This is a genomic window from Nonomuraea soli (assembly GCF_013761175.1).
Classification (GTDB): Bacteria; Actinomycetota; Actinomycetes; order Streptosporangiales; family Streptosporangiaceae; genus Nonomuraea; species Nonomuraea soli.
In genome coordinates this window covers 725522-749361 of the sequence record NZ_JACDUR010000003.1, presented here as the reverse complement: position 1 = coordinate 749361, position 23840 = coordinate 725522, and the positions used below count along the sequence as shown (strand labels likewise).

Genomic DNA, 23840 nt, shown 5'->3' with positions numbered 1-23840 from the left:
GATTCTTAGGGCAGCTCGGCGAAACGTTCAACAGCTTCGACGCTGCCGGAGACGATGATCACGTCTCCGTAGGACAGCTCGGTGTCGGCCGTCGCGTAGGTGAAGTCGACGCCGGGACTCTTGACCGCGACGATCGTGACGCCGTGCTTGCGCCGCAGGTTGGAGCGGCCCAGGGGCACGCCGACGTACTCCTTCGGCGGCCGGGTCTTGGCCATCGCGAAGTTCTCCTCGACCTCCATGTAGTCGAGCATGCGCCCGCTGACCAGGTGGGCGACGCGCTCACCCATGTCGTTCTCGGGGAAGACCACGTGATGCACGCCGATGCGGTTCAGGATCTGGCCGTGCTGCTTGCTGACGGCCTTGGCCCAGATGTCCTCGATCTCCAGCTCCGCCAGCAGGGCGGCGGTCAGGATGGAGGCCTCCAGGTCGGTGCCGATGGCCACCACCGCGCGGTAGAAGTCGGGCACGCCGAGCTGGCGCAGCGCCTCCATGTCGGTGGAGTCGGCCTGGGCGACGTGCGTGATCTGCCCCGACAGCTGCTGCACGGTCTTGCGGCTGTTGTCGATGGCCAGTACCTCGGTGCCGCGCCTGGTCAGCTCCAGCGCCAGCGCGGTGCCGAAGCGGCCCAGCCCGATGACCACGACCGGGTCGCGATTCTTGTCAGCCAACGATGATCCGCTCCTCGGGTAGTTCGTAACGCAGCCCGCGGTCCTTCAGGGCGAGCGCGGAGCCGAAGGTGAGCAGTCCGATTCTGCCCACGAACATGAGGACCACCAGCACGACATGACCGGCGGGCGGCATCTGGTTGAGGATGCCGGTGGACAGGCCCGTGGTGGAGAAGGCCGAGATGGCCTCGAACAGGATCTTGTCGAGCGTGAACTCGGTCATCACCAGCAGTACGTAGGTCGAGACGGCGATGAGCGCGACGCTGAGCAGCCCGACCGTGAGCGCCTGGCGCTGCACGGTCTCGGGGATGCGCCGGTTGCCGATGTTGACCCGCGACTCACCGCGCAGCTCCGCCAGGATGACGAACAGCAGGATTCCGAAGGTGGTGACCTTGATGCCGCCCGCGGTGCTCGCGCTGCCGCCGCCGATGAACATCAGCAGGTCGGAGACCAGCCAGCTCGACTCGTGCATCTGCGCGATGTCGATCGCGTTGAAGCCGCACGAGCGGGTGTTGACCGAGGCGAAGAAGGCGGCCAGCAGCTTCTGACCGTCGTCGAGCGGCCCCAGGGTGGCGGGGTTGCGCCACTCGGTCAGCAGGATCAGCAGGGTCCCCAGCACCAACAGGATGAGCGACATCCACATCGTGAGCTTGGTCATGATCGACCAGCGGCTCGGGTGGCGCCAGTTGCGCACCTGCTCGAAGACGACGGGAAAGCCCAGGCCGCTGAAGATGACGGCGCCCGCGATCGACAGGTTGATCCAGGGATCGCTGACGAACTGCATGAGGCTGTCGGGCCACAACGCGAATCCGGCGTGGTTGAAGGCCATGATCGAGTGGAAGACGCCGTAGTAGACCGCGTCGCCGAACGAGTAGCCGTAGCCGATCATGAACCGGCCCGCCAGCACGGCCGCCACGATGGCCTCGCCGACCAGGCTGAACACGACGACCTTGCGCGCGATGTTGCGCACGTCGGCCAGGCTGAGCATGCTCGTCTCGGCCTGGGCCAGCAGCCGGAAGCGCAGCCCCATCTTGCCGCCGACCAGGATCGCCAGCAGCGTGGCGACGGTCATGATGCCCAGGCCGCCGATCTGCACCAGGACCGCGATGGTCACCTCGCCGAAGGTGGACCAGTGGGCGCTGGTGTCGACGGTCGCCAGCCCGGTCACGGTCACGGCGGAGGTGGCCGTGAACAGGGCGTCGGTGAAGGTCGCGGTCTCGGGCCCCTCGGTGGCGACCGGCTGGAGCAGCAGGATCGTGCCCAGGGCGACGGCGAGCGCGAAGGCGACCACCACGATCTGCGTCGGGTGGTGGAAGCGTGACAGGATCGCCGTGGTCCAGCGAGTCCGCCCGGTCAGGGGATTCATACCAGGCGGAATCGTACTCCCTAGGGCCGCGAGGTGATCTGCTGGATCGCCCAGCCGTTGCCGTCGGGGTCGCTGAAGAAGAGGAAGCCGACGTTGTTGAGGTCGTCGCCCTCCTTGGCGGCTCGCGGACCCTCGGCGCCGAAGACCTGGATCTCCCCGAGCTCCATCCCGCGCTCCACCAGTTCGGCACGCGCCGCGTGGATGTCGTTGACCACCAGTTGCAGGCCCTGGAGCGAGCCCGGCGCCATGGTGTTGCCCGTCCCCTGGCCGATGACGATCGAGCAGCCGGATCCGGGCGGTGTGAGCTGCACGAACCGGGTGCCGGTCCCGGTGTCGGTGTCGTGGTCGACCTTGAAGCCGAGCTTGTCGGCGTAGAACTCCTTGGCCCGGTCCACGTCGGAGACCGGGACGACGACCACTTCGAGGGTCCAGTTCATGAGGACGCGGTCCAATCGTCGGAAGGCTTGGGTGATGCCGCGCTCCATGGGGTAGCGCAGCTGGATGTCGCGGATCGCCCGCGAGTCGTAGGTGAGGGTGATGGTCACCAAGGTGTCCCCGGTGAACTCGATGGTGTTGAGCGCCTCGCCGGGGTACGACTGCTCGTCGAAGACCTCGGTCGTGACCAGGCGCTCTCCGGGCACCACCTCGCGGTAGACGCCGCTGCTGCCCATGCCCTCGCCGCCCGGGCCGATCGAGTAGTAGCGCCAGCGTCCGCCGGGCCGCAGGTCGATCTCGCACTCCACCAGCCGCCAGCCGTCGGCGCCGTACCACCGCATGAGCAGGTCGGGCTTGGTCCAGGCGTCGTAGACCAGTGCCCTGGGCGCGTCGAAGGCGCGCGTGATGACGATCGACCGGTCGGTCGGGGTCGTCACTTCAGTTCGTCGAGCAGGCCGTCCAGACGTCGGAAACTCACCTCCCAGTCCTGCCGGTAGCGCTCCAGCCAGTCGGTCGCCGCCTTCAGCGGCTCGGCGCGCAGCCGGCAGGGCCGCCGCTGGGCGTCGCGGCCCCGGGTGATCAGCCCGGCGCGCTCCAGCACCTTGAGATGCTTGGAGATGGCGGGCTGGCTCATCTGGAACGGCTCGGCGAGCTCCGTCACGGTGGCCTCGCCCGCCTTCAGCCGGGTCAGGATCGCCCGGCGGGTGGGATCGGCCAGCGCGGCGAAGACGCTGTCCAGTTCATAACCCTCTAGTTTCATAACCAGAAAGTTTTATATAGGGCCGCCTGCGACCACGTCAAGCCCTCGCGGCCCCGCGCTCACTCCGCCGGGCTGGAGGCCTCCCACTCATGGCACGGCAGCAGCGCGTGATGCTGGAAGATCAGCCCCAGATCGGCCGGCGCCTGCTTGCCCACGGGGCCGCACACGCAGAAGGCCGACTCCTCATGGCCGATCATGTCGTCGACCGGGCGGACATGGACGACCTTGTGCATCAGCGCCTCCTCTTGACCAAAGGTTGCGCGTAGTTTATGCGTCTTTGACCGTTTGTCACGCACCCCCCTGGATACCGTGGCCGCCATGCTCTCCCGCGGCCTTCGCATCCTGGTCGGGCTCGCAGCCGCGCTGATCGTGCTGGCAGGAGTCCAGGCACTGAGCGACATCGTCGGTCCGGCCTTCCTCGCCCTGACCCTCGTCATCGCGGTCGGACCGCTCATGACCCGGCTCTCCAGGCGCGGCGCTCCGACCTGGGTGGTCGTCGCCGTGCCCCTGGCGGTGGTCCTGCTCGTCCTGGCCGCGCTGGGTCTCGCGGTCGTGGTGTCGGTCGCCCGCTTCACCGCCCTGATCCCGCAGTACGCCGCCCAGTTCCAGCACCTCCTGACCGAGGTGCAGGCATATCTGGCGACGTTCGGCATCACCCAGGCACAGGCCACGAAGCTGTTCAGCGGCATCGAGCCGGGCGAGCTGGTCCAGGCCGCGGCAGGCCTGCTGTCGGGCCTGCTGGGCACCGCCTCGGCCACGGTGGTCATCGTCCTGCTCCTGTACGGCATGTGCATGGACGCCCCCTTCCTGACCGAGCAGCTACGCGGCCTGGCCTCCTCCCGGCGCGACATCGTCGAGGCGCTGACCACCTTCACCCGCCAGACCTGCAAGTACCTCCTCGTCTCAACGCTCTTCGGGCTCATCGTCGCGGTGCTCGACGCGGGGGCGTTGTGGATCCTGGGCGTGCCGCTGCCGCTGCTGTGGGGGTTGCTGGCCTTCATCACCAACTTCATCCCGAACATCGGCTTCATCATCGGCCTGGTGCCGCCCGCACTGCTGGCCCTGCTGGACTCGGGCGTCGGCACGATGCTGTGGGTGATCGTCGTCTACTGCGTGCTGAACTTCATCATCCAGTCGGTGATCCAGCCGAAGTTCGTGGGCGAGTCGGCCGGGCTGTCCGTCACGATCACGATCCTCTCGCTGCTGGTGTGGACGTGGGCGCTGGGCGCGCTCGGCGCGATCCTGGCCGTGCCGCTGAGCTCGTTCGTCAGGGCGATCCTGCTGGACTCCGATCCGGCCACCCGGTGGGCGACACCCCTGGTGGCGGGGAAATCTTCGGACTGACCTGAGATCATCTTGAACATGCCGGGGGTAGCTCCCACGCATGGCAAAGGTCACTGGCTGGGTCGGGTGGATCTGGTTCGCCGGCATGATGATCATCATGGCCGGCCTCTTCAACCTGGTCTCCGGTCTCTACGCGATCATCGATGACGAGCTCTACGTCACGACCAGGAAGGGCCTGTTGCTCTTCGACCTGACCGGCTGGGGCTGGGTGCACCTGATTCTCGGCGTGCTCCTGGTCATCACCGGCATCGCCGTCAGCATCGGCAAGAACTGGGCCAGGCTGATCGCGGTCATCCTCGTCATGCTCAACGCCCTGACACAGCTCACCTGGATCATGGTCAACCCGTGGTGGTCGCTGGTCGTCATCGCCATCGACGTGCTCGTGCTCTACGCGCTCATCGTGCACGGCAAGGAAGCCGAATCCATGAGGGAGTACTGACTTTCCGGATACCTGAAGGAGGAAACAGGGCCGGACATGAGCAACCTCATCGCGATTTCCTACCCCGACGTCGCCACCGCCTCCTCTGTCCGTGACAAGCTCCTGGAGCTGCAGAAGCAGCAGCTCATCACGCTCGCGGACGCCGCCGTCGTCGAGCGCAGGCCGGACGGCAAGATCAAGCTCCACCAGATGACCAGCACGGTCGGCTTCGGGGCGGCCAGCGGCGCGCTCTGGGGCGGCCTCATCGGCCTGATCTTCTTCATGCCCCTCCTGGGCATGGCGCTGGGCGCGGCGGGCGGCGCCGCGGGCGGCGCGATGACCGACATCGGCGTCGACGACAAGTTCATGAAGGAGGTCGCCGACAAGCTGGAGCCGGGCTCGGCGGCGCTCTTCCTGCTGATCAACAAGAGCACCCCGGACAAGGTCATCCCGCAGATCGCGCCGTTCGGCGGCGACATCATGCAGACCTCGCTCTCCCACGAGCAGGAGGAGCAGCTGCGAGAGGCCGTCCAGGCCGCGCGGGGTGGCCAGGGTCAGTCCTGAAATTTCCTGATCCTGTCCTTGAACAGGGTCGTGGCGATCGCCGCCCGGTGCGGCTGTCCCTTGAGGAAGGCCTGCGCGAACTTCTTGGCCTGGTCGTATTCGACCTTGCCCGGCATCGGAGGTTCGTGCGGGTCCACCTCCACATCCACCAGCGCGGGCCCGTCGAAGGCCAGGGCCCGCTCCACGGCCGGGCGCAGGTCGCCCGACTTGGTCACCTTGGCACCGAACCCTCCGCAGGCCGTCGCCCAGGCGGCGAAGTCGGCGTACGGCTCAGCGAAGCGCACCCCGTGCTCGGGATAGCCGAGCACCATCTGCTCCCACAGGATCATGCCGAGCGAGTTGTTGTTGTTCACCACCACCTTGACCGGCAGGTTGTGACGCACCGCGGTGAGGAACTCCGCCATCAGCATCGCGAACCCGCCGTCGCCCACGTAGGCGATGACCTGCCGCCCGGGAAAGGCCCGCTGCATGGCGATGCCGTACGGCAGGCCGGGCGCCATCGAGGCGAGGTTGCCCGACAGGTAGAACTCGCGCCTGTCGCGGATGGTCCAGTGCCTGGCCGCCCAGGTGGCCACCGTGCCGCTGTCGCAGGTCAGGATCGCGTCGTCGGCGGCCAGGTCGTCGAGGACGGAGACCGCGTACTGCGGGGCGATCGGGTCACGGTCGGCGCCGGCCAGGGCGAGCATCTCGCCACGCCACTTGTCGCTCTTCTCCCGGTACTTGCGCAGGAACTCCTCGTCGGACCGCTCGTCGAGCAACGGCAGCAGCGCCCGCAGCCCCTCACGGGCGTCGCCCACCATGGGCACGTCGGTCGGCACCCGTGTCCCCGCCCGCACCGGATCGGCCTCCAGCTGCACGAACCGGGTCTTGCCCGGCTCCGGCAGGTGCTTGGTGTAGGGGAAGTTCGTACCGATCATGAACAGCACGTCGACCTCGTCGACGAGCTCCTCGCTCGGCCGGGTGCCCAGGAGCCCGAGCCCGCCTGTGGTGTACGGCGAGTCGTCGGGGACGACGGCTTTGCCGGGCAGCGTCTTGATCACCGGGGCCTTGAGCCGCTCGGCGACGGCCAGCACCTCCTCGCGCGCGTGCAGCGCTCCGGCGCCCACGAGCAGGGCGGGACGCTCGGCGGCGTTGAGCACCTCGGCCGCCCGTCGCAGGTCCTCCTGGCGCGGCAGTCCGGGCGCGGGCAGGTAGACCGGCGAGGTCTGCGGCGGGCGCGCGGGAGCCACGTGCTGCCACGGATCGGCGTCGGCGTCGGCCACCTGCACGTCGTTGGGGATCGTCAGATGGGCCACCCCGCGCCTGGCCAGGGCCGTGCGGATGGCGATGTCGACCAGCGACGGCAGCTGCACCGGGTTGGTGACGACCTGGTTGTATTCGGCCACGTCGTCGAAGAGCCGGTCGAGCCGCACCTCCTGCTGGTAGGCGGTGCCCAGCACGGCGGTCTCCTGCATGCCGGTGATGGCGAGCACGGGCGCGTGATCGAGCTTGGCGTCGTAGAGACCGTTGAGCAGGTGGATGCCGCCCGGTCCTGACGTGGCCAGGCAGACGCCGATCGTGCCGGTCGCCTTGGCGTGGCCCGCCGCCATGAAGGCGGCCGCCTCCTCGTGGTGGACCAGCACGAAGCGCACCTTGTCGGCGTGCCTGCGCAGACCTTCCATGATCCCGTTGATGCCGTCGCCGGGCAGGCCGTAGACGGTGTCGACTCCCCCTGCGGCGAGCCGTTCGATCAGTACTTCCGCGGCGATACCAGACATGGGTACGCCCCTACCCGCATGGCCCGCGGCCATGACTCCCCCGCTGGAGGATCCGCAGGTGGCCAGTGGCCGCCGGGGTGGCGGAACTGGCCCAGACCTACGGCTTACCGACGTTCAGCGGAGCCGTACGGGCCCCGCTGTCCCCGTCGTCAGTGGGCGGGCTCGGACTCCGGCTCGTGCGAGGAGGCCGGGGGGATGTCGTCGCGCGACGAAGACCCTCCCAGCTCCTTGGTCAGCCTCTCCACGTCGAGATCGTGGTGGGCATACTTCAGCTCACGAGCGACCTTCGTCTGCTTCGCCTTCGCTCTTCCTCGGCCCATGGCTACTCCCTCGTCCCGTCCGTCATCCTAGCCAACGCCGTTACGACTTGAAGAATTATGCAAGTCGCTATATTACACTGTCGTCATGCCCGTTCCGCTGTACCAGGCCAAGGCAGATTTCTTCAGGACTCTCGGGCATCCAGCCCGGATTCAGGTCCTGGAGCTCTTGCAGAAGGGGCCACTGCCGGTCCGGGATCTCCTGGCGGAGATCGAGATCGAGGCGTCGAGCCTCTCCCAGCAACTGGCCGTCCTGCGCCGCGCGGGAATCGTCAGCGCAAGCCGTGAAGCCGGGAGCGTCGTCTACGCCCTGTCCAGTCCAGACGTGGCCCACCTCCTGACGGACGCGCGCCGGATTCTCACCGACATGTTGGTGGACCAGGAAGAGCTGTTGGCGGAGTTGCGGGCGGAAGCCCGAAGTTAATCGTTAATCGGCGATCCATGAGCCGTGGAAACCGGCCGGCACCCTGCGCGGCAGCCGTACGGTCGCGACGGTCTCCAGCCCCGCGGCCTCCTGCACCAGCAGGCGGTCGTCGACGATCGACATCAGCCAGCCGTCGTCCTCGGCACGCGCGTCGAACGCGGGCACGAACACGGCCTCCCCGGCGTGCCCGCCGACCGGCGCGACCTGGCTGGCTCCCGATTCGATGTCGTACTTCACGACCTCCCCTTCGGTGACCGCGTAGAGGTAGCGGCTGGAGCGGCCCAGCCGGTCCTCGTTGAAGGTCGGGAACTCGACCGCGCGGTCGTCGAGCTGACGCTCGGTGGCCCGGCCCGTCGCCAGGTCGAGGGTCCAGCGGTGGAGCGAGGCGCCGACCAGGTGCGCCGCCGGGTTGCGCTCGCCGCCGATCTGCTCCCAGGTGCTGTTGAACGACTCGGGCGTGTAGCGCACGCCGTCGAGCACGACACGCCCCGAGGCGTCCTCGCGGGCGTTGCCCACGTGGAAGACGTAGCAGGGGTCGACGTCGAACCAAGTGACCTCGCCGGTGCGCTTCATGACGCCCAGGCGCGCGCCGTAGGAGTCGCTCCAGGTGTACGGCATGGTCTTGCCGGCCTTGTCGAAGTCGAAGACGACCGGCAGGTCGAGCCAGATCACGTGGTTCTCGGTGACCGCGAAGTCGTGCATCATCGTCGGCCCCGGCACGTCGATGACCCGGCTCTCCACGAGCTCGCCCTTGGCGTCGAGGCGGTGGTAGGTCAGGTAGGGCGGCCCGAAGCCGTATCCGAAGAAGTGCAGTTCCCCGTCGAGCTCCTTGGGGTGGGCGGTCATCCCGCTGGTGGTGAGGCGCCCGCCGAAGTCGCAGGCGCCCACCGTGTTCAGCTCGCGGTCCATCTCGTACGGCAGGCCGACCTCGACCAGGGCGAGGATCTTGTCGGCGTGGTGGATGACGTGGGTGTTGGCCTGCACGGCGCTCCGGTCGAAGCCCTTGTCGGTGAGGAAGGCGGCGCCGTCGGTGAACAGGCTGGTCCTGACCCAGCGGTTGCGGTACCACTCGGCGCGGCCGTCGCGGATGCGGACGCCGTGGATCATGCCGTGGCCGGTGAACCAGTGGCCAGGATCCTCCCCTGGCCTGGGGTTGGGGCCGTTGCGGAAGTAGCGGCCGGAAAGCTCTTCGGGGAGCGTGCCCTCGACGGTCAGATCGACCGCGCTGATCTCGTCGGGGACGGGAGCGAGGTGGCCTTCCAGGTATGCGGTCATGACACCAACCAACCTTCCTATGTAGACATGTCAAAACTAGAACGTCCTCTTGCGATGTGTCAATATAGGAATATGAGTCTCCGACACGGACTGCTCGGGCTGCTGGCAGAAGGCCCCGCGAGCGGCTACGACCTCCTCAAGAGCTTCGAGCTCTCCCTCGCCAACGTGTGGCCGGCCACGCAGAGCCAGCTCTACACCGAGCTGAACAAGCTCGCCGGCTCAGGGCTGATCGAGGTGGTCGCCGAGGGAGCGCGCGGACGCAAGGAGTACGGCATCACCGAGTCGGGTCTGGCGGAGCTGCGTCACTGGATGACCGAGGTTCCGCCCCAGCAGGTGCATCGCAGCGACATGCTGCTGCGGGTGTTCTTCCTCAGCCAGATCACCGGCGAGGGAGCCCGCTCCTACCTGCGCCACCTGGGCGAGGTCGCGGCCAAGGGGCTGGAGGAGCTCGAGAGCATGCGGGAGTTCGTCGACTCGGGCACCGAGAACCTGTCCGTCTACGGCAGGCTCGCACTGGAGTACGGCCTGCGCCTGCACCGCACCCAGGTGGAGTGGGCCCAGTGGGCCGAAGAACAGATCCGTTAGGCTCTTCCGCATGGTTTCCGAGCTGTTCGACCCCAAGGCCTGGACCGTCGTCGAGGGCTTCGAGTTCACCGATATCACCTATCACCGGGCGGTCGATCAGGGGACCGTGCGCATCGCCTTCAACCGGCCCGAGGTGCGCAACGCCTTCCGCCCCCAGACCGTCGATGAGCTGTACCGCGCCTTCGACCACGCGCGCCAGCAGACCGACGTCGGCGTCGTGCTGCTGACGGGCAACGGGCCCTCGCCGAAGGACGGAGGCTGGGCGTTCTGCTCCGGCGGCGACCAGCGCATCCGCGGCAAGGACGGCTACCAGTACGCCGACGGCTCCGCCTCCACAGGACGCCTGCACATCCTCGAGGTGCAGCGGCTCATCCGCTTCATGGGCAAGATCGTGATCTGCGTGGTGCCGGGCTGGGCCGCGGGCGGCGGCCACTCGCTGCACGTCGTCGCCGACCTGACGCTGGCCTCGCGCGAGCACGCGCAGTTCAAGCAGACCGACGCCGACGTGGCCTCCTTCGACGGCGGCTTCGGCTCGGCCTACCTCGCCCGCCAGGTCGGCCAGAAGTTCGCGCGGGAGATCTTCTTCCTCGGCGACACCTACTCCGCCGACGACGCCCACCGCATGGGCATGGTCAACGCCGTGGTCGACCACGCCGACCTGGAGAAGGTCGCGCTGGAGTGGGCCGGCAAGATCAACGGCAAGTCGCCCACCGCCCAGCGCATGCTGAAGTTCTCCTTCAACCTCATCGACGACGGGCTCGTCGGGCAGCAGGTGTTCGCGGGCGAGGCGACCCGCCTGGCCTACATGACCGACGAGGCGGCGGAGGGACGCGACTCGTTCCTGCAGAAGCGCGAGCCCGACTGGTCGCCCTACCCCTGGCACTTCTGATGATCGTCGTCCCGCCCCGGCTCGCGGAGTACCACCTCAAGTACGCCCACGAGTCCGGGCCCGACTGGACCGCCGCGCTCCCAGGGCTCGTCGCCGACTTCGTCTCCGCCTGGGACCTGCGCCTCGACGGCGAGCCCATGCACGGCGTCGTCTCCCTGGTCGTCCCGGTCCTCCAGGCCGACGGCACGCGGGCGATGCTCAAGCTGCAGCCGGCCACCGACGAGAACATCACCGAGGCCCCCGGGCTGCGCGCCTGGGACGGCGACGGCATCGTGCGGCTGCTCAAGTCCGACACCGTGCCGTCGGGCGTGCGCTTCGAGGCCGACGTGCTGCTGCTCGAAGCCCTCGAAGGCGGCCGGTCCCTGGAGCACCACCCCGACGTCCACGAGGCGCTGGAGATCCTGAGCACCCTGCTCGCCCGGCTCGTCGCCCACCAGGCTCCCGAAGGCCTGCGCCGCCTGGCCGACATCGCAGGCGCCATGCTCGAGGAGACCGACCGGGTCATCGGCCAGGTCGACGCCGAGACCAGGTGGCTGCTCGACCGGTGCGCGGGAGCCGTACGAGAGCTCATCGGCGAGCCGGGCGACCGGCTGCTCCACTGGGACCTGCACTTCGACAACGTGCTCGCCGCCTCGCGGGAGCCGTGGCTGGCGATCGACCCCAAGCCGCTGGCGGGCGACCCGGGGTTCGAGCTTCTGCCCGCCCTGCGCAACCGGTATAACGGGCCTGACGAGGCGCTCAAGCGGTTCGACCTGATGACCTCGGTCGCGGGGCTCGACCGGGCCAGGGCCGCGGGGTGGACTCTTGGGCGGGTGCTTCAGGACACGTTGTGGGACATCGCCGATGGCGAGCCCACTCCCGATGAGGAGGGGCTCGCCATCGTGCGGGTGCTGGCTCGGCGTCAGTAGGCGGGGTCGCGGGGCGCTCAACGCCAGGAGGCCGGGTAGCGGTGCGCGCCGCGCATCACCTTGCCGAGCACCACTCCGGCCGCGATCACGACCACGCTCGCCGGGAGCACCGGGTTGAGGATGAAGAGCGGGTCGGGGTCGGTGAGGCCGATCAGTGCCGCGGTGGCGGCCGCCGGCGGGTGCGGCGCCCTGGCCAGCATCATCGGGGCGATCGACAGTCCCGCCGCGACGGCCGCGGCCCAGACAGACGGTCCCATGACCGCGGTGATCGCCAGGGCCAGCGCGGTGGCGCTCAGCTGGCCCACGAGGATGCTCCTCGGCTGGGCGAACGGGGCCTGGGGAACCACCGCCACGATCGCCGCGCTGGCGGCGAAGGGGAGCGCGAACAGCTCCAGGCCCGTGGTGGCGGTGATGGCGGCCAGGAGCAGCAGGCCCGCCAGGGCCGCACCGGTCGTGGCCGCCACGGCGCGCACGTTCACCGCGGCCCTGGGCTGCGCGGCGACCTTGGTGTTCATCGTTGCTCCAGACCGTGCAGGAAGTCGCGGATCAGGGCGGCGCTCTCGGCCAGACGCGTGGTGAGCGGGAAGTGCCCGGCGTCGAGCAGGTGGACGGCCGCGTCGGGCAGGTCGCGGGCGAAGGCCCTGGCGCCGTCCGGCCCGAAGATCTCGTCACCTTCACCCCAGGCGGCCAGCAGCGGCGGCCGGTGGGTGCGCAGGTACTCCTGCCAGAGCGGGTAGAGCGGCGGGTTGGTGCCGTAGTCGAGGAAGAGCTTGAGCTGCACCTCCTGGTTGCCCGGCCGGTCGAGGAGCACCTGGTCGTGCAGGGCGAGCGAGGGGTCGACGCGTGACGGGTCGGGCACTCCGTGGGTGTACTGCCAGCGGGTGGCGTCCTTGGTGAGCAGCCCGCGCAGCGGCTCGCCCTGGGTGGGGTCGGCCCAGTAGGCCCTGATCGGGTCCCAGAAGGGGGTGAGCCCCTCGTCGTAGGCGTTGCCGTTCTGCGTGATGATGCCGGTCACCCGCTCCGGGCGCCGCAGGGCCAGGCGGAAGCCGACGGGCGCGCCGTAGTCGTGCACGTAGATCGCGTAGCGGGTGAGTCCAAGGGTGTCGACCAGCTGCTCCACCACGTCGGTCAGGTGGTCGAAGGTGTAGTCCCACTCCTGCACCGAGGGCGCCGAGCTGTGCCCGAAGCCGGGGTAGTCGGGCGCGATCAGATGGAAGTCGTCGGCGAGCTCGTCGATCAGCGTGCGATAGGCGATCGAGGAGGTCGGGAAGCCGTGCAGCAGGAGCAGGGTGGGCGCGGAGGGGTCTCCGGCCTCGCGGTAGAAGATCTCAAGTCCGTCGATCTTGGCGAAGCGGTGTTCCATGTCATTAACCTTCTAAAGCCGTTTCAGTGGTTAACGAGGACCATAGCGACCTATGCTTAACCTGTCAACACCACTTAGAAGGTTAGGATGGGGACATGAGCAGACCACTGATCGGAGAGCCGCTTCCGCTGGACCTGGTGAACACGTGGTGGAACTGGCAAGGAGCCCACGTCGACCACTTCGACGATGTGGGAAACGTCAGGGCCTGGCTCGACGAGCACGGCCTCCCGGCGGACGGCGACCTGGAGCAGGCGCGCGAGCGGCTGATCGAGAGCCGTACGGCGATGCGGAAGGCGCTGGCAGGCGACGAGGAGTCACTCAACTCGATCCTGCGGCACGGCTCCAGACGCCCCCTGCTCAGGTCAGGCGCGCTGAGCGAGGAGGTCATCGTGGACGATCCGGCCTGGCGGGCGGCGTGGATCGCGGCGGCCGACCTGGTGCGGCTGGTCGGCGAGCGGAGAGAGCGGGTGCGCAAGTGCGCCAACCCCGCGTGCGTGTTGTGGTTCGACGACGTCAGCAAGAACGGGCGGCGCCGGTGGTGCTCGATGGAGACGTGTGGCAATCGCGCCAAGGTCAACCGCTACAACCAGCGACATTCTTGAGATCATCAGGGTGATTGACCGAGGTGAGGCGCGGGTAAGTAGCAAAGGCCCCCGACAGGTGCGTCCGGTCGGGGGCGCCAATCAGGGGTTCGTCAGCAGGCGCACGCGATGCCGGAGACCGGGGCGGTCAGGGCGTCGATCGGGTGCCGCGTGACACCGCTCAGGGTCTCGACGGGAAAGCCCTCGCGCGCCCAGTACTCAAAACCCCCGATCATCTCCTTGACCTGGTAACCGAGCTTGGCGAACTCCAGCGCGGCGCGGGTGGCGCCGTTGCAGCCCGGACCCCAGCAGTAGGTGACCACGGTGACGTTACGCGGGATCTCGGCCGCCGCGCGGGCGGCGATCTCGCGGGTGGGCAGGTGCACGGCGCCCTCGACGTGGCCCTGGTTCCAGCTCTCCAGGCTGCGCGAGTCGATCACGACGACGTCCTTGACGCCCGCCGCCAGGTCGGCGGCGACGTCCGAGACGTCGGTTTCGAAGGCCAGGCGGGCGGCGAAGTGCGCCAGGGCGGCGGCGTTGTCGGCGGCGGGGGTGGCGGTGACGGCGGACATCGGGGCTTCCTTTCTTGATGTCCGCTCGTTGCCGGACATCTCGCTCGTTCGATGTCCTTCATCCTGCCGATCGGCGTCCACGCGCAGGAGTGGCGTGAACGCCTTCCATCGACAACATCACGCCACTGTGATGACGATCTTTCCTCGGCCGTGGCCGGTCTCGATCTCCCGGTGGGCGTCGGCGGCGCGCTCCAGCGGATACGCCCGCCGTACGTGGAAGGTGAACTCGCCGTCGGCGACCAGCCGCGCGTAGCGGCCCAGGCGCTCGGCCGTCCGCACGCCCTGCGTGGTCATGACGCCGAGCTGCGCCGCCCTGCCGTGGTCGACCAGCGTGACGATCCTGGCGGGATCGGCCACGAGCTCGACGGAGAGGTCCAGCGCCTGCCCACCCGCGCCGTCGACGACCGCGTCGATGCGGCCCAGCGGCGCCAGCCGCTCGCGAAGGCCCTCGCCGTACTCGACCGGGATCGCCCCCAGCTCGCGCAGGAAGTCGTGGTTGTCCGGGCGGCCCGTGCCGATCACCCTGGCGCCCCGCCGCCGCGCGATCTGGACCGCGGCGTGTCCCACGGAGCCCGCGGCGCCGTGGATCAGGAGCGTCTCGCCCTCCTTGAGCCCGATGGTGTCGAGGGCGATCTCCGCGGTCTGCACCCCGGCCGTCAGCCCGCCCGCGATCTCCCATGCGAGCCCGGCGGGCTTGGGCGCGACCTGGTCGGCGCCGACCACCACGTACTCGGCGTACCCGCCCAGCTGGGTGAAACCGAGCACCTCCGTGCCGATCGGGATGGTGTCGGACTGGTCGACGACACCGGCGAACTCGTTTCCCGGGATGCGGGGCAGCTCGTCGCCGATGCCCGGCGGCAACCATCCCGCGCGCACCGCCGTGTCGTACGGCTGTGCGCCGGCGGCCTTCACCCGCACCCTGACCTGCCCGGGGCCGGCCTCAGGGGTCGGCAGTTCCATGACTTCCAACACGTCCGGCGACCCTGGGGTCGCGAATGCCGCAGCTCTCATGTCTACGACGATGCAACCTCAAGCGGGGTTGAGGTCAACTGGATAGCAAGTCGGCTGCAATAGCAGCTCAGATACTGAAAAACGATGGTTAACGGGGATATAGTCGGCACTCCGCTTTACGGGGTATTTACGGGGAGCCGATGAGCGACTTCATCGACGCTACGCTGGCGTTCCCAGCGGTCATCTTCACGTTCCTGCTCGTGGTCGTGATCGGTTACTGGATCGTCGTGGTGACCGGCCTAACCCACCTCGACGAGGACCTGGCCTGGCTGGGGCTGAGCGGCGTGCCCGCCGGGGTCACGCTGTCGCTGCTGATCGCCCTCGCGTGGTTCTTCAGCCTCGCGGGAGGCACCTTCGTCGACAGCACGCCCCTGCGCGTCGGCGTGCTCGTGCTGGCCGTGGCGGCCTCATGGTTCGTCACCAAACTGCTGGTCAAGCCGCTGCGGCGGCTGGCCCCCGCCGCCTCGCCCTCCCGCCACGACTTCGTCGGCCTGCCGTGCGTGGTGCGCACCGGCCTGGCCGGCAACAGCTTCGGGCAGGCCGAGGTCACCGCCGCCGACGGTTCCACCGCGGTCGTCCAGGTGCGCACCACCGGCGCCGACGTGCTCAAGCGCGGCGACAAGGCTCTCATCTTCGACTACGACGCGGGCGGCGAGTTCTACTACGTCATGCCCGACGAAAGGGTTTCCTGATGGACGTCATCTCCACCGGCTTCGGCGTCCTGCTGGCCGTCGTCCTCATCGTGATCATCGGTCTGCTGATCGTGATCAGCCGCCTGTTCAAGAAGGTCGAACAGGGCAAGGCGCTCGTCATCTCGAAGATCAACAAGGTCGACGTGACCTTCACCGGCGCCGTCGTCTTCCCCGTCTTCCACCGCGCCGAGATCATGGACATCTCGGTGAAGACGATGGAGATCGAACGCTCCGGCCGTGAGGGCCTGATCTGCCGCGACAACATCAGGGCCGACATCCGCATCACCTTCTTCGTCCGCGTCAACAAGACCGCCGAGGACGTCATCAAGGTCGCCCAGGCCATCGGCACCGAGCGGGCCAGCAACGAGACCACCCTGCAGGAACTGTTCAACGCCAAGTTCTCCGAGGCGCTCAAGACCGCGGGCAAGCACCTGGACTTCGTGGACCTCTACACCAAGCGCGACGAGTTCCGCGACGAGATCATCCGCATCATCGGCACCGACCTCAACGGCTACATCCTCGAGGACGCCGCGATCGACTACCTGGAGCAGACCTCGCTGATCCAGCTCGACAAGAGCAACATCCTCGACGCGCAGGGCATCCGCAAGATCACCGAGCTGACGGCCCTGGAGCACGTGCGCACCAACGAGTTCACGCGCAACGAGGAGAAGGAGATCACCCGCCAGAACGTCGAGGCACGCGAGGCCATCCTGGAGCTGGAGCGCCGCCAGGCCGACGCGGAGCTGAAGCAGAAGCGCGAGATCGAGACGCTCAGGGCCCGCGAGGAGGCGGAGATCTTCCGCGTCCAGGCCGAGGAGCGCCTGCGCGCCCAGTCGGCCGCGCTCAAGACCGACGAGCAGCTCGGCGTCCAGAACGAGAACCGCGCCCGCGAGGTCGCCGTGGCCGAGAAGAACCGCGAGCGGGTCATCGCCATCGAGTCCGAGCGCATCGAGAAGGACCGCATGCTCGAGGTCATCTCGCGCGAGCGGGAGACCGAGCTGTCGCGCATCGCCAAGGACAAGGAGGTCGAGACGGAGAAGCGCTCGATCGCCGAGGTGATCCGCGAGCGCATCGTGGTCGAGAAGACCGTGGCCGAGCAGGAAGAGGGCATCAAGAAGCTGCGCGCGCTCGAAGAGGCCGAGCGGCTGCGGCAGACCACGATCATCGCCGCCGAGGCCGAGGCCCAGGAGAACCTGGTCAAGGACATCAAGGCCGCCGAAGCCGCGGAAGCCGCCTCGAAGTTCAGGGCCCGCGAGGAGCTCGTGCTCGCCGAGGCCCGCCAGCAGGCCGCCGACCTCGACGCCCGCGCCAAGATCCGCCTCGCCGAGGGCGTCCAGGCGTCCGCCGCCGCCGAAGGCCTGGCCAAGGTCCAGGTGCGCGAGCGCGACGCGGAGGCGATCGAGAAGGTCGGCCGCGCCGAGGCCCTCGTCATGGCCGAGAAGCTGCGCGCCGAGGCCGACGGCGCCCGCGCCATGGCCCTCGCCCAGGGCGACAAGCTCAAGGCCCAGGCCGACGGTGAGACCGCGCTGGCCGGCGCCCTCGCCTCCAAGCTGAAGGCTGAGGCGGAAGGCGCCGCCGCCATGGCGGTCGCCCAGGCGTCCGCGGTGGGCGAGAAGCTCAAGGCCGAAGCCGAGGGTCTCACCGAGAAGGCCGCCGCCATGGCCGCGCTCGACGACGCCTCCCGCGCCCACGAGGAGTACCGTCTGCGGCTCGAAGCGTCCAAGGACGTCGAGCTCAAGCGCATCGACGTGCAGCGCCAGGTCGCCGAGTCGCAGGCCTCGGTGGTGGCCGCCGGTCTGGCCAAGGCCAACATCGACATCGTCGGCGGCGAGTCGACGTTCTTCGACCGGATCGTCGGCTCGATCACCGCGGGCAAGGCGGTCGACGGGTTCGTCGGGCACTCCACGGTGGCCTCCTCGCTCGCCGAGCCGTACCTCAACGGGTCCGCCAGCCTGACCGCCGACCTCGGGCGCATCCTCAGCGGGGTGTCGACCGACGACCTCAAGAACCTGACCATCTCGGCGCTGCTGCTGAAACTCATCCAGGGTGGCGGTCCCGACACCGGCAAGCTCAACGAGCTGCTGGAGACGGCCAGGCGGCTCGGCGTCGCCGAGTCCCCCGTGGCGGCGCTGACGGCGGCGAGAAACTGATCCGAGGCGCCGGTGCACCCTCCCGCGGTGGTGCGGGTGCACCGGCCCACGGGGCGTACGGCGGGGCGGATCGCTTCGCCGTACGGCGGGGCGGATCGCTTCGCCGCGTATGCCCCTCCTTAGGCCCCCGTGCAGCAGCGACCGGCAGGACCCAGCCACGGCCACGGCCACGGCCATGAGAAGGACAGGACGATGACCGAGACGACCGGCCTCGAGGCAGGCACCTACGAGGTGCTCAGGAACCGCCTGCTCGCCCAGTCGAAGGAACTGGCCAGGGCCGCGGAAAGCCTCAACACCCAGCGCCTGGAGGTCTTCGGCGGGTCGGAGCTCACGCTCATCGGCACCGAGCGCCTCCGCACCGAGAACAACTGCGTTCTCAGAGACATCGTCTCGCTCGGCGACGTGATGCTGTTCGGGTACAACGTCTTCATCGGCCTGAAGTCCGAGACGTCCGTCAACGACGTGTTCTCTGTCCACAGGTTCACCCGGGAGGACTCGGCGTTCAGGTTCGAGGCGGCAGAGTTGGCGTCGCTCAACGACCCCGCCTTCCGTAAGGACTTCGCCGAGTTGTACCGCTACTACAAGGAGACCCGTCTCACCCAGCTCCGGCGGGTGGAGGGCAAGCTGCTGGCCGTCTTCCAGACCGGTCCCAGCGACACGCGCGTGCTCAGGTGGAGCGTCGACGCGGCCGGAGCCGCCGCCTACCAGGACAACCAGGGCGAGCGCGACCACGTCATGCCGCCGTCGCACGACTTCGAGTGGATCCCGACCACCCGCGACGACCACGTCCTTGGCCGCCATCCCCACATCGCGATCGGCAACGAGGTCTTCGTCGAGACGGTCGGCGGCGACCTGACGATCAAGATCGAGGACAACACCGAGTCGGGCGAGGGCATCTACACCGAGCCCGTCAACGAGCCCCTGCAGTCACTCGCCGACGCCGACGTCGAATACGCCCGCATCGGCCCGCTTCTCCTGCTGCGCGTCAAGCCGTACAAGGAGACCGCCTGGCGGCACCTGGTCTTCAACACCCGCACCAAGATCGTCACCAGGCTCGACGGCATCGGCCAGGCGTGCCAGCGACTGCCCGAGGACCAGGGTCTGATCTTCCCCGGCGGCTACTACCTGTCCACGGGCATCAGCAAGACCTTCGACACCGACGTCACCGACCTGGAGTTCGAGCGCGTCATCCGCTCGCCCAACGGCGAGGACGCGCTCTACGTCTTCCACGCGCGCGGCGACGGCAGGTCACTGCTGCTGCCGTACAACGTGATCCGCAAGGAGGTCGCCAACCCGATCCCGTGCCACGGGTTCTCGCTGTTCGACGACGGCACGATGATCGTCTTCAGGGCCACCTCCGACGAGCCGACCCGCGTGCACCCGATGCAGGTCTGGCAGACCCCGTACGTCTCCGACACCTACGCCGCCGCCCAGCCCGCCGGCACCGGCCCGCTGGAGCGCATCGGCAACGCCGAGCTGGTCAGGGGCATCTCCGACGCGCTGTCCGTGGCGCGCATGGGCGACGAGATGGCCGCCTCCCAGGCGATGTTCGAGGCGCTCATCGCCGCGTGCACCCGCGCCGCCGACCACTACCACTGGCTCGGCGAACACGGCCTGCGCGAGCCGCTGGCCGAGGTGCGCGCCACCGCCGAGCAGGTGCTCGACGAGTTCGAGAAGGTCGAGCAGCTCACCGAGCAGGCCGAGCGGGCGCTGCGCGAGGCCTCCGACGAGACCGTCACGCTGATCCGCCAGGCGCGGGCCGACACGCCGGGCTCCGCCGACGCGTGGGTCGCGTCGCTCGCCTCGCTGCGCCGCGCCCAGGGACGACTGGTCGGGCTGCGCGAGATCCGCTACATCGACGTGACCCGGCTCGAAGGGCTCTCTGCCGAACTGGCGGCCGAGCTGAAGTCCGTCGGCGAGCGCGCCGTCTCCTTCCTGCAGGGCGCCGACGCCTTCACCGGCTACCACGCCGCCGTCGAACAGCTGGCCGCCGAGGCAGGGGCGATCGCCACCGTGTCGCAGTCGGCGCCCGTCGTCGAGAAGCTCGCCGTCCAGTCGGAAGGACTGGAGGTCGTCACCGAGGTCGTCGGCTCCCTCGACATCGCCGACGCCACCGTCCGCACCTCCATCCTGGCCCGCATCGCCGAGGTCATCGCCGGGGTCAACCGCGCGCGTGCCATCCTCGACGGCCGCCGCCGCGAGCTGATGACCGTCGAGGGCCGCGCCGCCTTCGCCGCCGAGTTCGCCCTGCTCGGCCAGGCCGTCACCGGCGCGCTGGCCATGGCAGGCAGCCCCGAGCGCTGCGACGAGCAGCTCGGCAAGCTCATGCTGCAACTGGAGACCCTCGAATCCCGCTTCGGCGAGCTCGACGACTTCTCCGCCCAGCTCGCCGACAAGCGCGACGACGTCTACGAGGCGTTCTCGGCGCGCAAACAGACCCTGCTCGACGAGCGCACCCGCCGCACCGACCGGCTCTTCACCTCGGCCGAACGCATCCTGACCAGCGTCTCGCGCCGCGTCTCCACGCTCGCCACGCTCGACGACGTCAACACCTACTTCGCCACCGACCCCATGATCACCAAGCTCCGCGCGGTCTCGTCCGAGCTGCGCGAGCTGGGCGACAGCGTGCGCGCCGAGGAGCTCGACGGCCGCCTCAAGGCCGCCCAGCAGGAGGCCGGCCGCGCCCTGCGCGACCGGCTCGACCTGTTCACCGACGGGGGCGAGACCCTCCGCCTGGGGCGGCACCGGTTCGCGGTCAACACCCAGCCCATCGACCTGACGCTCGTGCCCCACGACGGGACGATGCACTTCTCCATCACCGGCACCGACTACCGCTCCCCCGCCCCCGCCTCCTTCGCCGACACCCGGCCGTTCTGGGACCAGCTCCTCGTCTCCGAGACGCCCCACGTCTACCGGGGCGAACACCTGGCCGCCGCCCTGCTCCCCACCGCCCGGCCCGACGACGACCTCCCGGCCCTCGTACGGCAGGCGGCGGAGTCGCGCTACGACGAGGGGTACGAGCGGGGGGTGCACGACCATGACGCGGCGCTGATCCTCGACGCGCTGGTACGGCTGACGTTGGGGGCGGGGTTGTTGCGCTTCCCCTCCAGGGCTCGGGCTGCGGCGCAGCTGTATTGGGCGTATGGGGTGGATGAGGTTTCACGTAAAACAATCGCCGTGCGAGCTTCGTCGCTGGCGCGTGCCCGGGGGTTGTTCGGAGGGGCGTCGGGTGGGGTCGAGGCGTTGGGCGGGGAGCTGGGGGGTGCGATTGCGCGGTTCTTGGGGCGGGTGAGCGCGGACCAGGCGCACTCGGGCCAAGTGCCGCCGCTCGCCGAGCAGGCCCTCGCCGCCACCCACGCGACCACGATCTCGTCGCCCACCGGCCACCCCACAGGCTTCACCGCCACCGGCGGCCACCCCCTGCAGCCGCACCCCGCCGCCCACCACACAGGGGCGCCCACACCCATCAGCCCCTTCCCGGCGCCGGCCTCCGGCGGCCCCCTCTCTGCGCCCGGCGGTGGCGGTGCGCCCGGTCTTTCCACGCCGGGCGGCGGGGGTGTACCCGGTCACGCCACGGCGGGCGGTGGCAGTGCGCCGGGCCTCTCCACGCCGAGCGGTGGCGGTGTACCCGGTCACGCCACGGCGGGCGGTGGCAGTGCGCCCGGTCACGCCACGGCGGGCGGTGGCAGTGCGCCCGGTCACTCCACGCCGGGTGGTGGCAGTGCGCCCGGTCACTCCACGCCGAGCGGTGGCGGTGTAACCGGTCACTCCACGCCCGGTAGCGGCGCGCCCGGTCTCTCCGCACCCGGTGGCGGCGCGGCGATGAGCTCGGCGGCCGACAGCCATTCGCCGTCCAGCTCGGCGGGCATCCACGCCGGCTCCCCCATCCCCCAGGCCTCGACCTCCACCAACGGTCACCATGGCGCGAGCCCCCATGCCCTCGACGACATGAGCGTGGCCGACCTGGCCGCGGCACTCGGGGTCGACGGCGCTACGGCGGCGCTCGCGGGCGAGTACCTCGTCGAGGAGCTGGCCGCCACGCCCGCGGGCTTCGTCACCAGCTCCACCGCCCGGGCCCTGATCGAGCGCTTCCACCAAGCGCTCGGCCCGGACAAGGTCAGGGAGTTCCAGGCCGACCTCCAGCAGCTCGCCCTGCCGTACAGAGTCCAGCTCGCCCAGGCCTGGCTGGAGGCGTTCGAGCAGGCCCCCGAGCTGCCCGAGGCGCTGGCGCTCCTACTGTGCGACGTGCCGCGCTACGACTCCAGCGCCGCGCTGACCGCCACCGTCGAAGGGCTGCTCGGCACCCATCCCCGCATCTCCGAACGCAGGCTGGAGGTCAGGCTCGACGAGATCCTGCCCAGGACCAAGGCCTTCCGCGACGAGCGGGTGCCCGCCTACCGGGCCTACCAGAAGCGCCGCAACGAGCTGGTCCAGATCGAGAAGGACAAGCTGCGGCTCGAGGAGTACAGGCCCAAGGTCATGAGCGCCTTCGTGCGCAACCGGCTCCTCGACGAGGTCTACCTGCCGCTCATCGGCGACAACCTCGCCAAGCAGCTCGGCGCCGCTGGAGAGGGCAAGCGCACCGACCAGATGGGGCTCCTGCTGCTCATCTCACCGCCCGGGTACGGCAAGACGACGCTGATGGAGTACGTCGCCAGCCGCCTCGGGCTGCTCTTCGTCAAGGTCAACGGTCCGGCACTCGGTCACGACGTCACCTCGCTCGATCCCGCCGAGGCGCCCAACGCCACCGCCCGCCAGGAGGTCGAGAAGATCTCCTTCGCGCTGGAGTCGGGCAACAACACGCTGCTCTACCTCGACGACATTCAACACACCTCGCCCGAGCTGCTGCAGAAGTTCATCTCGCTGTGCGACGCCCAGCGGCGCATCGAGGGCGTGTGGAACGGCCGCACCCGCACCTACGACCTGCGGGGCAAGCGCTTCGCCGTGTGCATGGCGGGCAACCCGTACACCGAGTCCGGGCAGCGTTTCCGCATCCCCGACATGCTCTCCAACCGCGCCGACGTGTGGAACCTGGGTGACGTGCTCAGCGGCAGGGAGGAGCTGTTCGCGCTGAGCTACATTGACAACGCGCTGACCTCCAACCCGGTGCTCGCCCCCCTGTCGACCCGCGACCGCGGCGACGTCGAGCTGCTGGTCCGGCTGGCACGCGGTGACTCGTCGGTCCGTGCCGACCAGCTCACGCACCCGTACTCCAAGGTCGAGCTGGAGCAGGTCCTCGCCGTCCTGCGCAAGCTGATCAGGGTGCAGGAGGTGGTGCTGGCCAACAACCAGGCCTACATCGCCTCGGCCGCCCAGTCCGACGATGCGCGCACCGAGCCTCCGTACAAGTTGCAGGGGTCGTATCGGAACATGAACAAGCTCGCCGAGCGCATCGTCCCCGCGATGAACGACGCCGAGCTGGAGGCGGTCATCTCCGACCACTACCTGGGTGAGGCGCAGACGTTGACGACGGATGCGGAGTCGAACCTGCTGAAGCTGGCCGAGCTGCGCGGGGTGCTGACCGCCGAGCAGGAGGCTCGGTGGAGGGACGTCAAGCAGGCGTTCCTGCGGGCCCGGGCGCTGGGCGGGGCGGCGGACGACCCGGTGACGCGGGCGGTGGGGGCGATCGGGCTCCTCGCCGACCGGGTGGGCGAGGTGGGCTCGGCGATCCGCGCGAGTTGAGCCACCGGGCTGCGCGAGTTGAGCCACCGGGCCGGGCGAGTTGAGCCACCGGGGCCGGAGCTCGGGCTCTGACTGAGGTTTT

23 protein-coding genes are annotated in these 23840 nt (G+C 69.2%); 11 read left to right on the top strand and 12 right to left on the bottom strand.

Annotated features, from left to right (window positions below):
• Positions 1–5: 5 nt before the first annotated feature.
• The 5 genes from HNR30_RS16465 to HNR30_RS16445 are packed head-to-tail and all read right to left on the bottom strand — an operon-like array spanning position 6 to position 3459.
• Positions 6–668: a potassium channel family protein gene (locus HNR30_RS16465; RefSeq protein ID WP_181610714.1), complete on the bottom strand. Its 663-nt coding sequence runs from the start codon at positions 666–668 to the stop codon at positions 6–8.
• Positions 661–2031 carry a TrkH family potassium uptake protein gene (locus HNR30_RS16460; protein ID WP_181610713.1) on the bottom strand — a complete coding sequence of 457 codons (1371 nt, stop codon included), beginning with the start codon at positions 2029–2031 and terminating at the stop codon, positions 661–663. Before HNR30_RS16460 ends, HNR30_RS16465 begins: the two co-directional genes overlap by 8 nt.
• A 20-nt stretch (positions 2032–2051) precedes the next feature.
• Entirely contained in the window at positions 2052–2903 is an 852-nt protein-coding gene (locus HNR30_RS47775; protein WP_181610712.1) for an SRPBCC domain-containing protein, read from the bottom strand.
• Complete coding sequence (locus HNR30_RS16450) at positions 2900–3226, bottom strand: ArsR/SmtB family transcription factor (RefSeq protein WP_181610711.1); 327 nt, start codon at positions 3224–3226, stop codon at positions 2900–2902. Before HNR30_RS16450 ends, HNR30_RS47775 begins: the two co-directional genes overlap by 4 nt.
• 59 nt (positions 3227–3285) lie before the next feature.
• Positions 3286–3459, bottom strand: coding sequence for a hypothetical protein (locus HNR30_RS16445; protein ID WP_181610710.1), 174 nt, complete (start codon positions 3457–3459; stop codon positions 3286–3288).
• Between the two features lie 85 nt (positions 3460–3544).
• Here HNR30_RS16445 and HNR30_RS16440 point away from each other — a divergent pair, with 85 nt between their 5' ends.
• From HNR30_RS16440 to HNR30_RS16430, 3 genes are read left to right on the top strand one after another with little or no spacing between them, the layout of a single operon-like run.
• Complete coding sequence (locus HNR30_RS16440; protein ID WP_181610709.1) at positions 3545–4570, top strand: AI-2E family transporter; 1026 nt, start codon at positions 3545–3547, stop codon at positions 4568–4570.
• A gap of 40 nt (positions 4571–4610) precedes the next feature.
• Entirely contained in the window at positions 4611–5009 is a 399-nt protein-coding gene (locus tag HNR30_RS16435) for a DUF7144 family membrane protein (RefSeq protein ID WP_181610708.1), read from the top strand.
• Positions 5010–5045: 36 nt separating this feature from the next.
• Complete coding sequence (locus HNR30_RS16430; RefSeq protein ID WP_181610707.1) at positions 5046–5552, top strand: DUF1269 domain-containing protein; 507 nt, start codon at positions 5046–5048, stop codon at positions 5550–5552.
• Here HNR30_RS16430 and HNR30_RS16425 read toward each other — a convergent pair.
• A complete protein-coding gene (locus tag HNR30_RS16425; RefSeq protein ID WP_181610706.1) occupies positions 5543–7309 on the bottom strand; it encodes a thiamine pyrophosphate-dependent enzyme in 1767 nt (588 codons plus the stop codon). The genes HNR30_RS16430 and HNR30_RS16425 overlap by 10 nt on opposite strands.
• A 149-nt stretch (positions 7310–7458) precedes the next feature.
• The gene (locus HNR30_RS16420) at positions 7459–7629 is read right to left on the bottom strand and encodes a DUF3073 domain-containing protein (RefSeq protein WP_181610705.1); all 171 of its coding nucleotides are present in this window, start codon (positions 7627–7629) and stop codon (positions 7459–7461) included.
• Positions 7630–7714: 85 nt separating this feature from the next.
• Between HNR30_RS16420 and HNR30_RS16415 the strand changes: the two genes are divergently transcribed.
• Complete coding sequence (locus HNR30_RS16415; RefSeq protein ID WP_181610704.1) at positions 7715–8050, top strand: ArsR/SmtB family transcription factor; 336 nt, start codon at positions 7715–7717, stop codon at positions 8048–8050.
• A 3-nt stretch (positions 8051–8053) separates the two neighbouring features.
• Here the strand turns inward: HNR30_RS16415 and HNR30_RS16410 are convergent, their stop codons facing one another.
• Positions 8054–9325, bottom strand: a complete 1272-nt coding sequence (locus HNR30_RS16410) for a carotenoid oxygenase family protein (protein WP_181610703.1) — start codon at positions 9323–9325, stop codon at positions 8054–8056.
• A 72-nt stretch (positions 9326–9397) separates the two neighbouring features.
• Between HNR30_RS16410 and HNR30_RS16405 the strand changes: the two genes are divergently transcribed.
• Genes HNR30_RS16405 through HNR30_RS16395 form a run of 3 tightly spaced genes read left to right on the top strand, consistent with a single transcriptional unit; the run spans position 9398 to position 11707 of the window.
• On the top strand, positions 9398–9910 hold the full coding sequence (locus HNR30_RS16405) for a PadR family transcriptional regulator (protein ID WP_181610702.1): 513 nt from the start codon (positions 9398–9400) through the stop codon (positions 9908–9910).
• A gap of 10 nt (positions 9911–9920) precedes the next feature.
• Positions 9921–10799 (top strand): 1,4-dihydroxy-2-naphthoyl-CoA synthase, encoded by an 879-nt coding sequence (locus HNR30_RS16400; RefSeq protein WP_181610701.1) that lies wholly within the window; start codon positions 9921–9923, stop codon positions 10797–10799.
• Positions 10799–11707 carry an aminoglycoside phosphotransferase family protein gene (locus HNR30_RS16395; protein WP_181610700.1) on the top strand — a complete coding sequence of 303 codons (909 nt, stop codon included), beginning with the start codon at positions 10799–10801 and terminating at the stop codon, positions 11705–11707. The genes HNR30_RS16400 and HNR30_RS16395 overlap by 1 nt, the downstream gene beginning before the upstream one ends.
• A 17-nt stretch (positions 11708–11724) precedes the next feature.
• On the opposite strand, the gene HNR30_RS16390 is transcribed toward HNR30_RS16395, so the two are convergent.
• Entirely contained in the window at positions 11725–12222 is a 498-nt protein-coding gene (locus HNR30_RS16390; protein WP_181610699.1) for an HPP family protein, read from the bottom strand.
• Positions 12219–13070, bottom strand: a complete 852-nt coding sequence (locus HNR30_RS16385) for an alpha/beta fold hydrolase (protein ID WP_181610698.1) — start codon at positions 13068–13070, stop codon at positions 12219–12221. Before HNR30_RS16385 ends, HNR30_RS16390 begins: the two co-directional genes overlap by 4 nt.
• 95 nt (positions 13071–13165) lie before the next feature.
• Here HNR30_RS16385 and HNR30_RS47770 point away from each other — a divergent pair, with 95 nt between their 5' ends.
• Entirely contained in the window at positions 13166–13672 is a 507-nt protein-coding gene (locus HNR30_RS47770; protein WP_181610697.1) for a CGNR zinc finger domain-containing protein, read from the top strand.
• Positions 13673–13764: 92 nt separating this feature from the next.
• On the opposite strand, the gene HNR30_RS16375 is transcribed toward HNR30_RS47770, so the two are convergent.
• Both HNR30_RS16375 and HNR30_RS16370 read right to left on the bottom strand, forming a co-directional pair.
• Positions 13765–14223: a rhodanese-like domain-containing protein gene (locus tag HNR30_RS16375; RefSeq protein ID WP_181610696.1), complete on the bottom strand. Its 459-nt coding sequence runs from the start codon at positions 14221–14223 to the stop codon at positions 13765–13767.
• 117 nt (positions 14224–14340) lie between these two features.
• Positions 14341–15195 (bottom strand): NADP-dependent oxidoreductase, encoded by an 855-nt coding sequence (locus tag HNR30_RS16370; RefSeq protein WP_312894445.1) that lies wholly within the window; start codon positions 15193–15195, stop codon positions 14341–14343.
• 179 nt (positions 15196–15374) lie between these two features.
• Here HNR30_RS16370 and HNR30_RS16365 point away from each other — a divergent pair, with 179 nt between their 5' ends.
• From HNR30_RS16365 to HNR30_RS47765, 3 genes are all read left to right on the top strand, one after another.
• Complete coding sequence (locus HNR30_RS16365) at positions 15375–15926, top strand: hypothetical protein (protein WP_181610694.1); 552 nt, start codon at positions 15375–15377, stop codon at positions 15924–15926.
• A complete protein-coding gene (locus HNR30_RS16360; protein ID WP_181610693.1) occupies positions 15926–18076 on the top strand; it encodes a flotillin family protein in 2151 nt (716 codons plus the stop codon). Before HNR30_RS16365 ends, HNR30_RS16360 begins: the two co-directional genes overlap by 1 nt.
• A 192-nt stretch (positions 18077–18268) precedes the next feature.
• Positions 18269–23758 (top strand): DNA repair ATPase, encoded by a 5490-nt coding sequence (locus HNR30_RS47765; RefSeq protein WP_246378623.1) that lies wholly within the window; start codon positions 18269–18271, stop codon positions 23756–23758.
• Positions 23759–23840: the final 82 nt, after the last annotated feature.

Bases quoted from the DNA above. Each gene is read 5' to 3' on its own strand.
- HNR30_RS16445 (WP_181610710.1), bottom strand. From the start codon at position 3,459: ATGCACAAGGTCGTCCATGTCCGCCCGGTCGACGACATGATCGGCCAT.
- HNR30_RS16400 (WP_181610701.1), top strand. From the start codon at position 9,921: ATGGTTTCCGAGCTGTTCGACCCCAAGGCCTGGACCGTCGTCGAGGGC.
- HNR30_RS16415 (WP_181610704.1), top strand. From the start codon at position 7,715: ATGCCCGTTCCGCTGTACCAGGCCAAGGCAGATTTCTTCAGGACTCTC.
- HNR30_RS16425 (WP_181610706.1), bottom strand. From the start codon at position 7,309: ATGTCTGGTATCGCCGCGGAAGTACTGATCGAACGGCTCGCCGCAGGG.
- HNR30_RS16435 (WP_181610708.1), top strand. From the start codon at position 4,611: ATGGCAAAGGTCACTGGCTGGGTCGGGTGGATCTGGTTCGCCGGCATG.
- HNR30_RS16460 (WP_181610713.1), bottom strand. From the start codon at position 2,031: ATGAATCCCCTGACCGGGCGGACTCGCTGGACCACGGCGATCCTGTCA.
- HNR30_RS16385 (WP_181610698.1), bottom strand. From the start codon at position 13,070: ATGGAACACCGCTTCGCCAAGATCGACGGACTTGAGATCTTCTACCGC.
- HNR30_RS16360 (WP_181610693.1), top strand. From the start codon at position 15,926: ATGGACGTCATCTCCACCGGCTTCGGCGTCCTGCTGGCCGTCGTCCTC.
- HNR30_RS16450 (WP_181610711.1), bottom strand. From the start codon at position 3,226: ATGAAACTAGAGGGTTATGAACTGGACAGCGTCTTCGCCGCGCTGGCC.
- HNR30_RS16430 (WP_181610707.1), top strand. From the start codon at position 5,046: ATGAGCAACCTCATCGCGATTTCCTACCCCGACGTCGCCACCGCCTCC.
- HNR30_RS16420 (WP_181610705.1), bottom strand. From the start codon at position 7,629: ATGGGCCGAGGAAGAGCGAAGGCGAAGCAGACGAAGGTCGCTCGTGAG.
- HNR30_RS47765 (WP_246378623.1), top strand. From the start codon at position 18,269: ATGACCGAGACGACCGGCCTCGAGGCAGGCACCTACGAGGTGCTCAGG.
- HNR30_RS47770 (WP_181610697.1), top strand. From the start codon at position 13,166: ATGAGCAGACCACTGATCGGAGAGCCGCTTCCGCTGGACCTGGTGAAC.
- HNR30_RS16375 (WP_181610696.1), bottom strand. From the start codon at position 14,223: ATGTCCGCCGTCACCGCCACCCCCGCCGCCGACAACGCCGCCGCCCTG.
- HNR30_RS16395 (WP_181610700.1), top strand. From the start codon at position 10,799: ATGATCGTCGTCCCGCCCCGGCTCGCGGAGTACCACCTCAAGTACGCC.
- HNR30_RS16390 (WP_181610699.1), bottom strand. From the start codon at position 12,222: ATGAACACCAAGGTCGCCGCGCAGCCCAGGGCCGCGGTGAACGTGCGC.
- HNR30_RS16365 (WP_181610694.1), top strand. From the start codon at position 15,375: ATGAGCGACTTCATCGACGCTACGCTGGCGTTCCCAGCGGTCATCTTC.
- HNR30_RS16405 (WP_181610702.1), top strand. From the start codon at position 9,398: ATGAGTCTCCGACACGGACTGCTCGGGCTGCTGGCAGAAGGCCCCGCG.
- HNR30_RS16440 (WP_181610709.1), top strand. From the start codon at position 3,545: ATGCTCTCCCGCGGCCTTCGCATCCTGGTCGGGCTCGCAGCCGCGCTG.
- HNR30_RS16410 (WP_181610703.1), bottom strand. From the start codon at position 9,325: ATGACCGCATACCTGGAAGGCCACCTCGCTCCCGTCCCCGACGAGATC.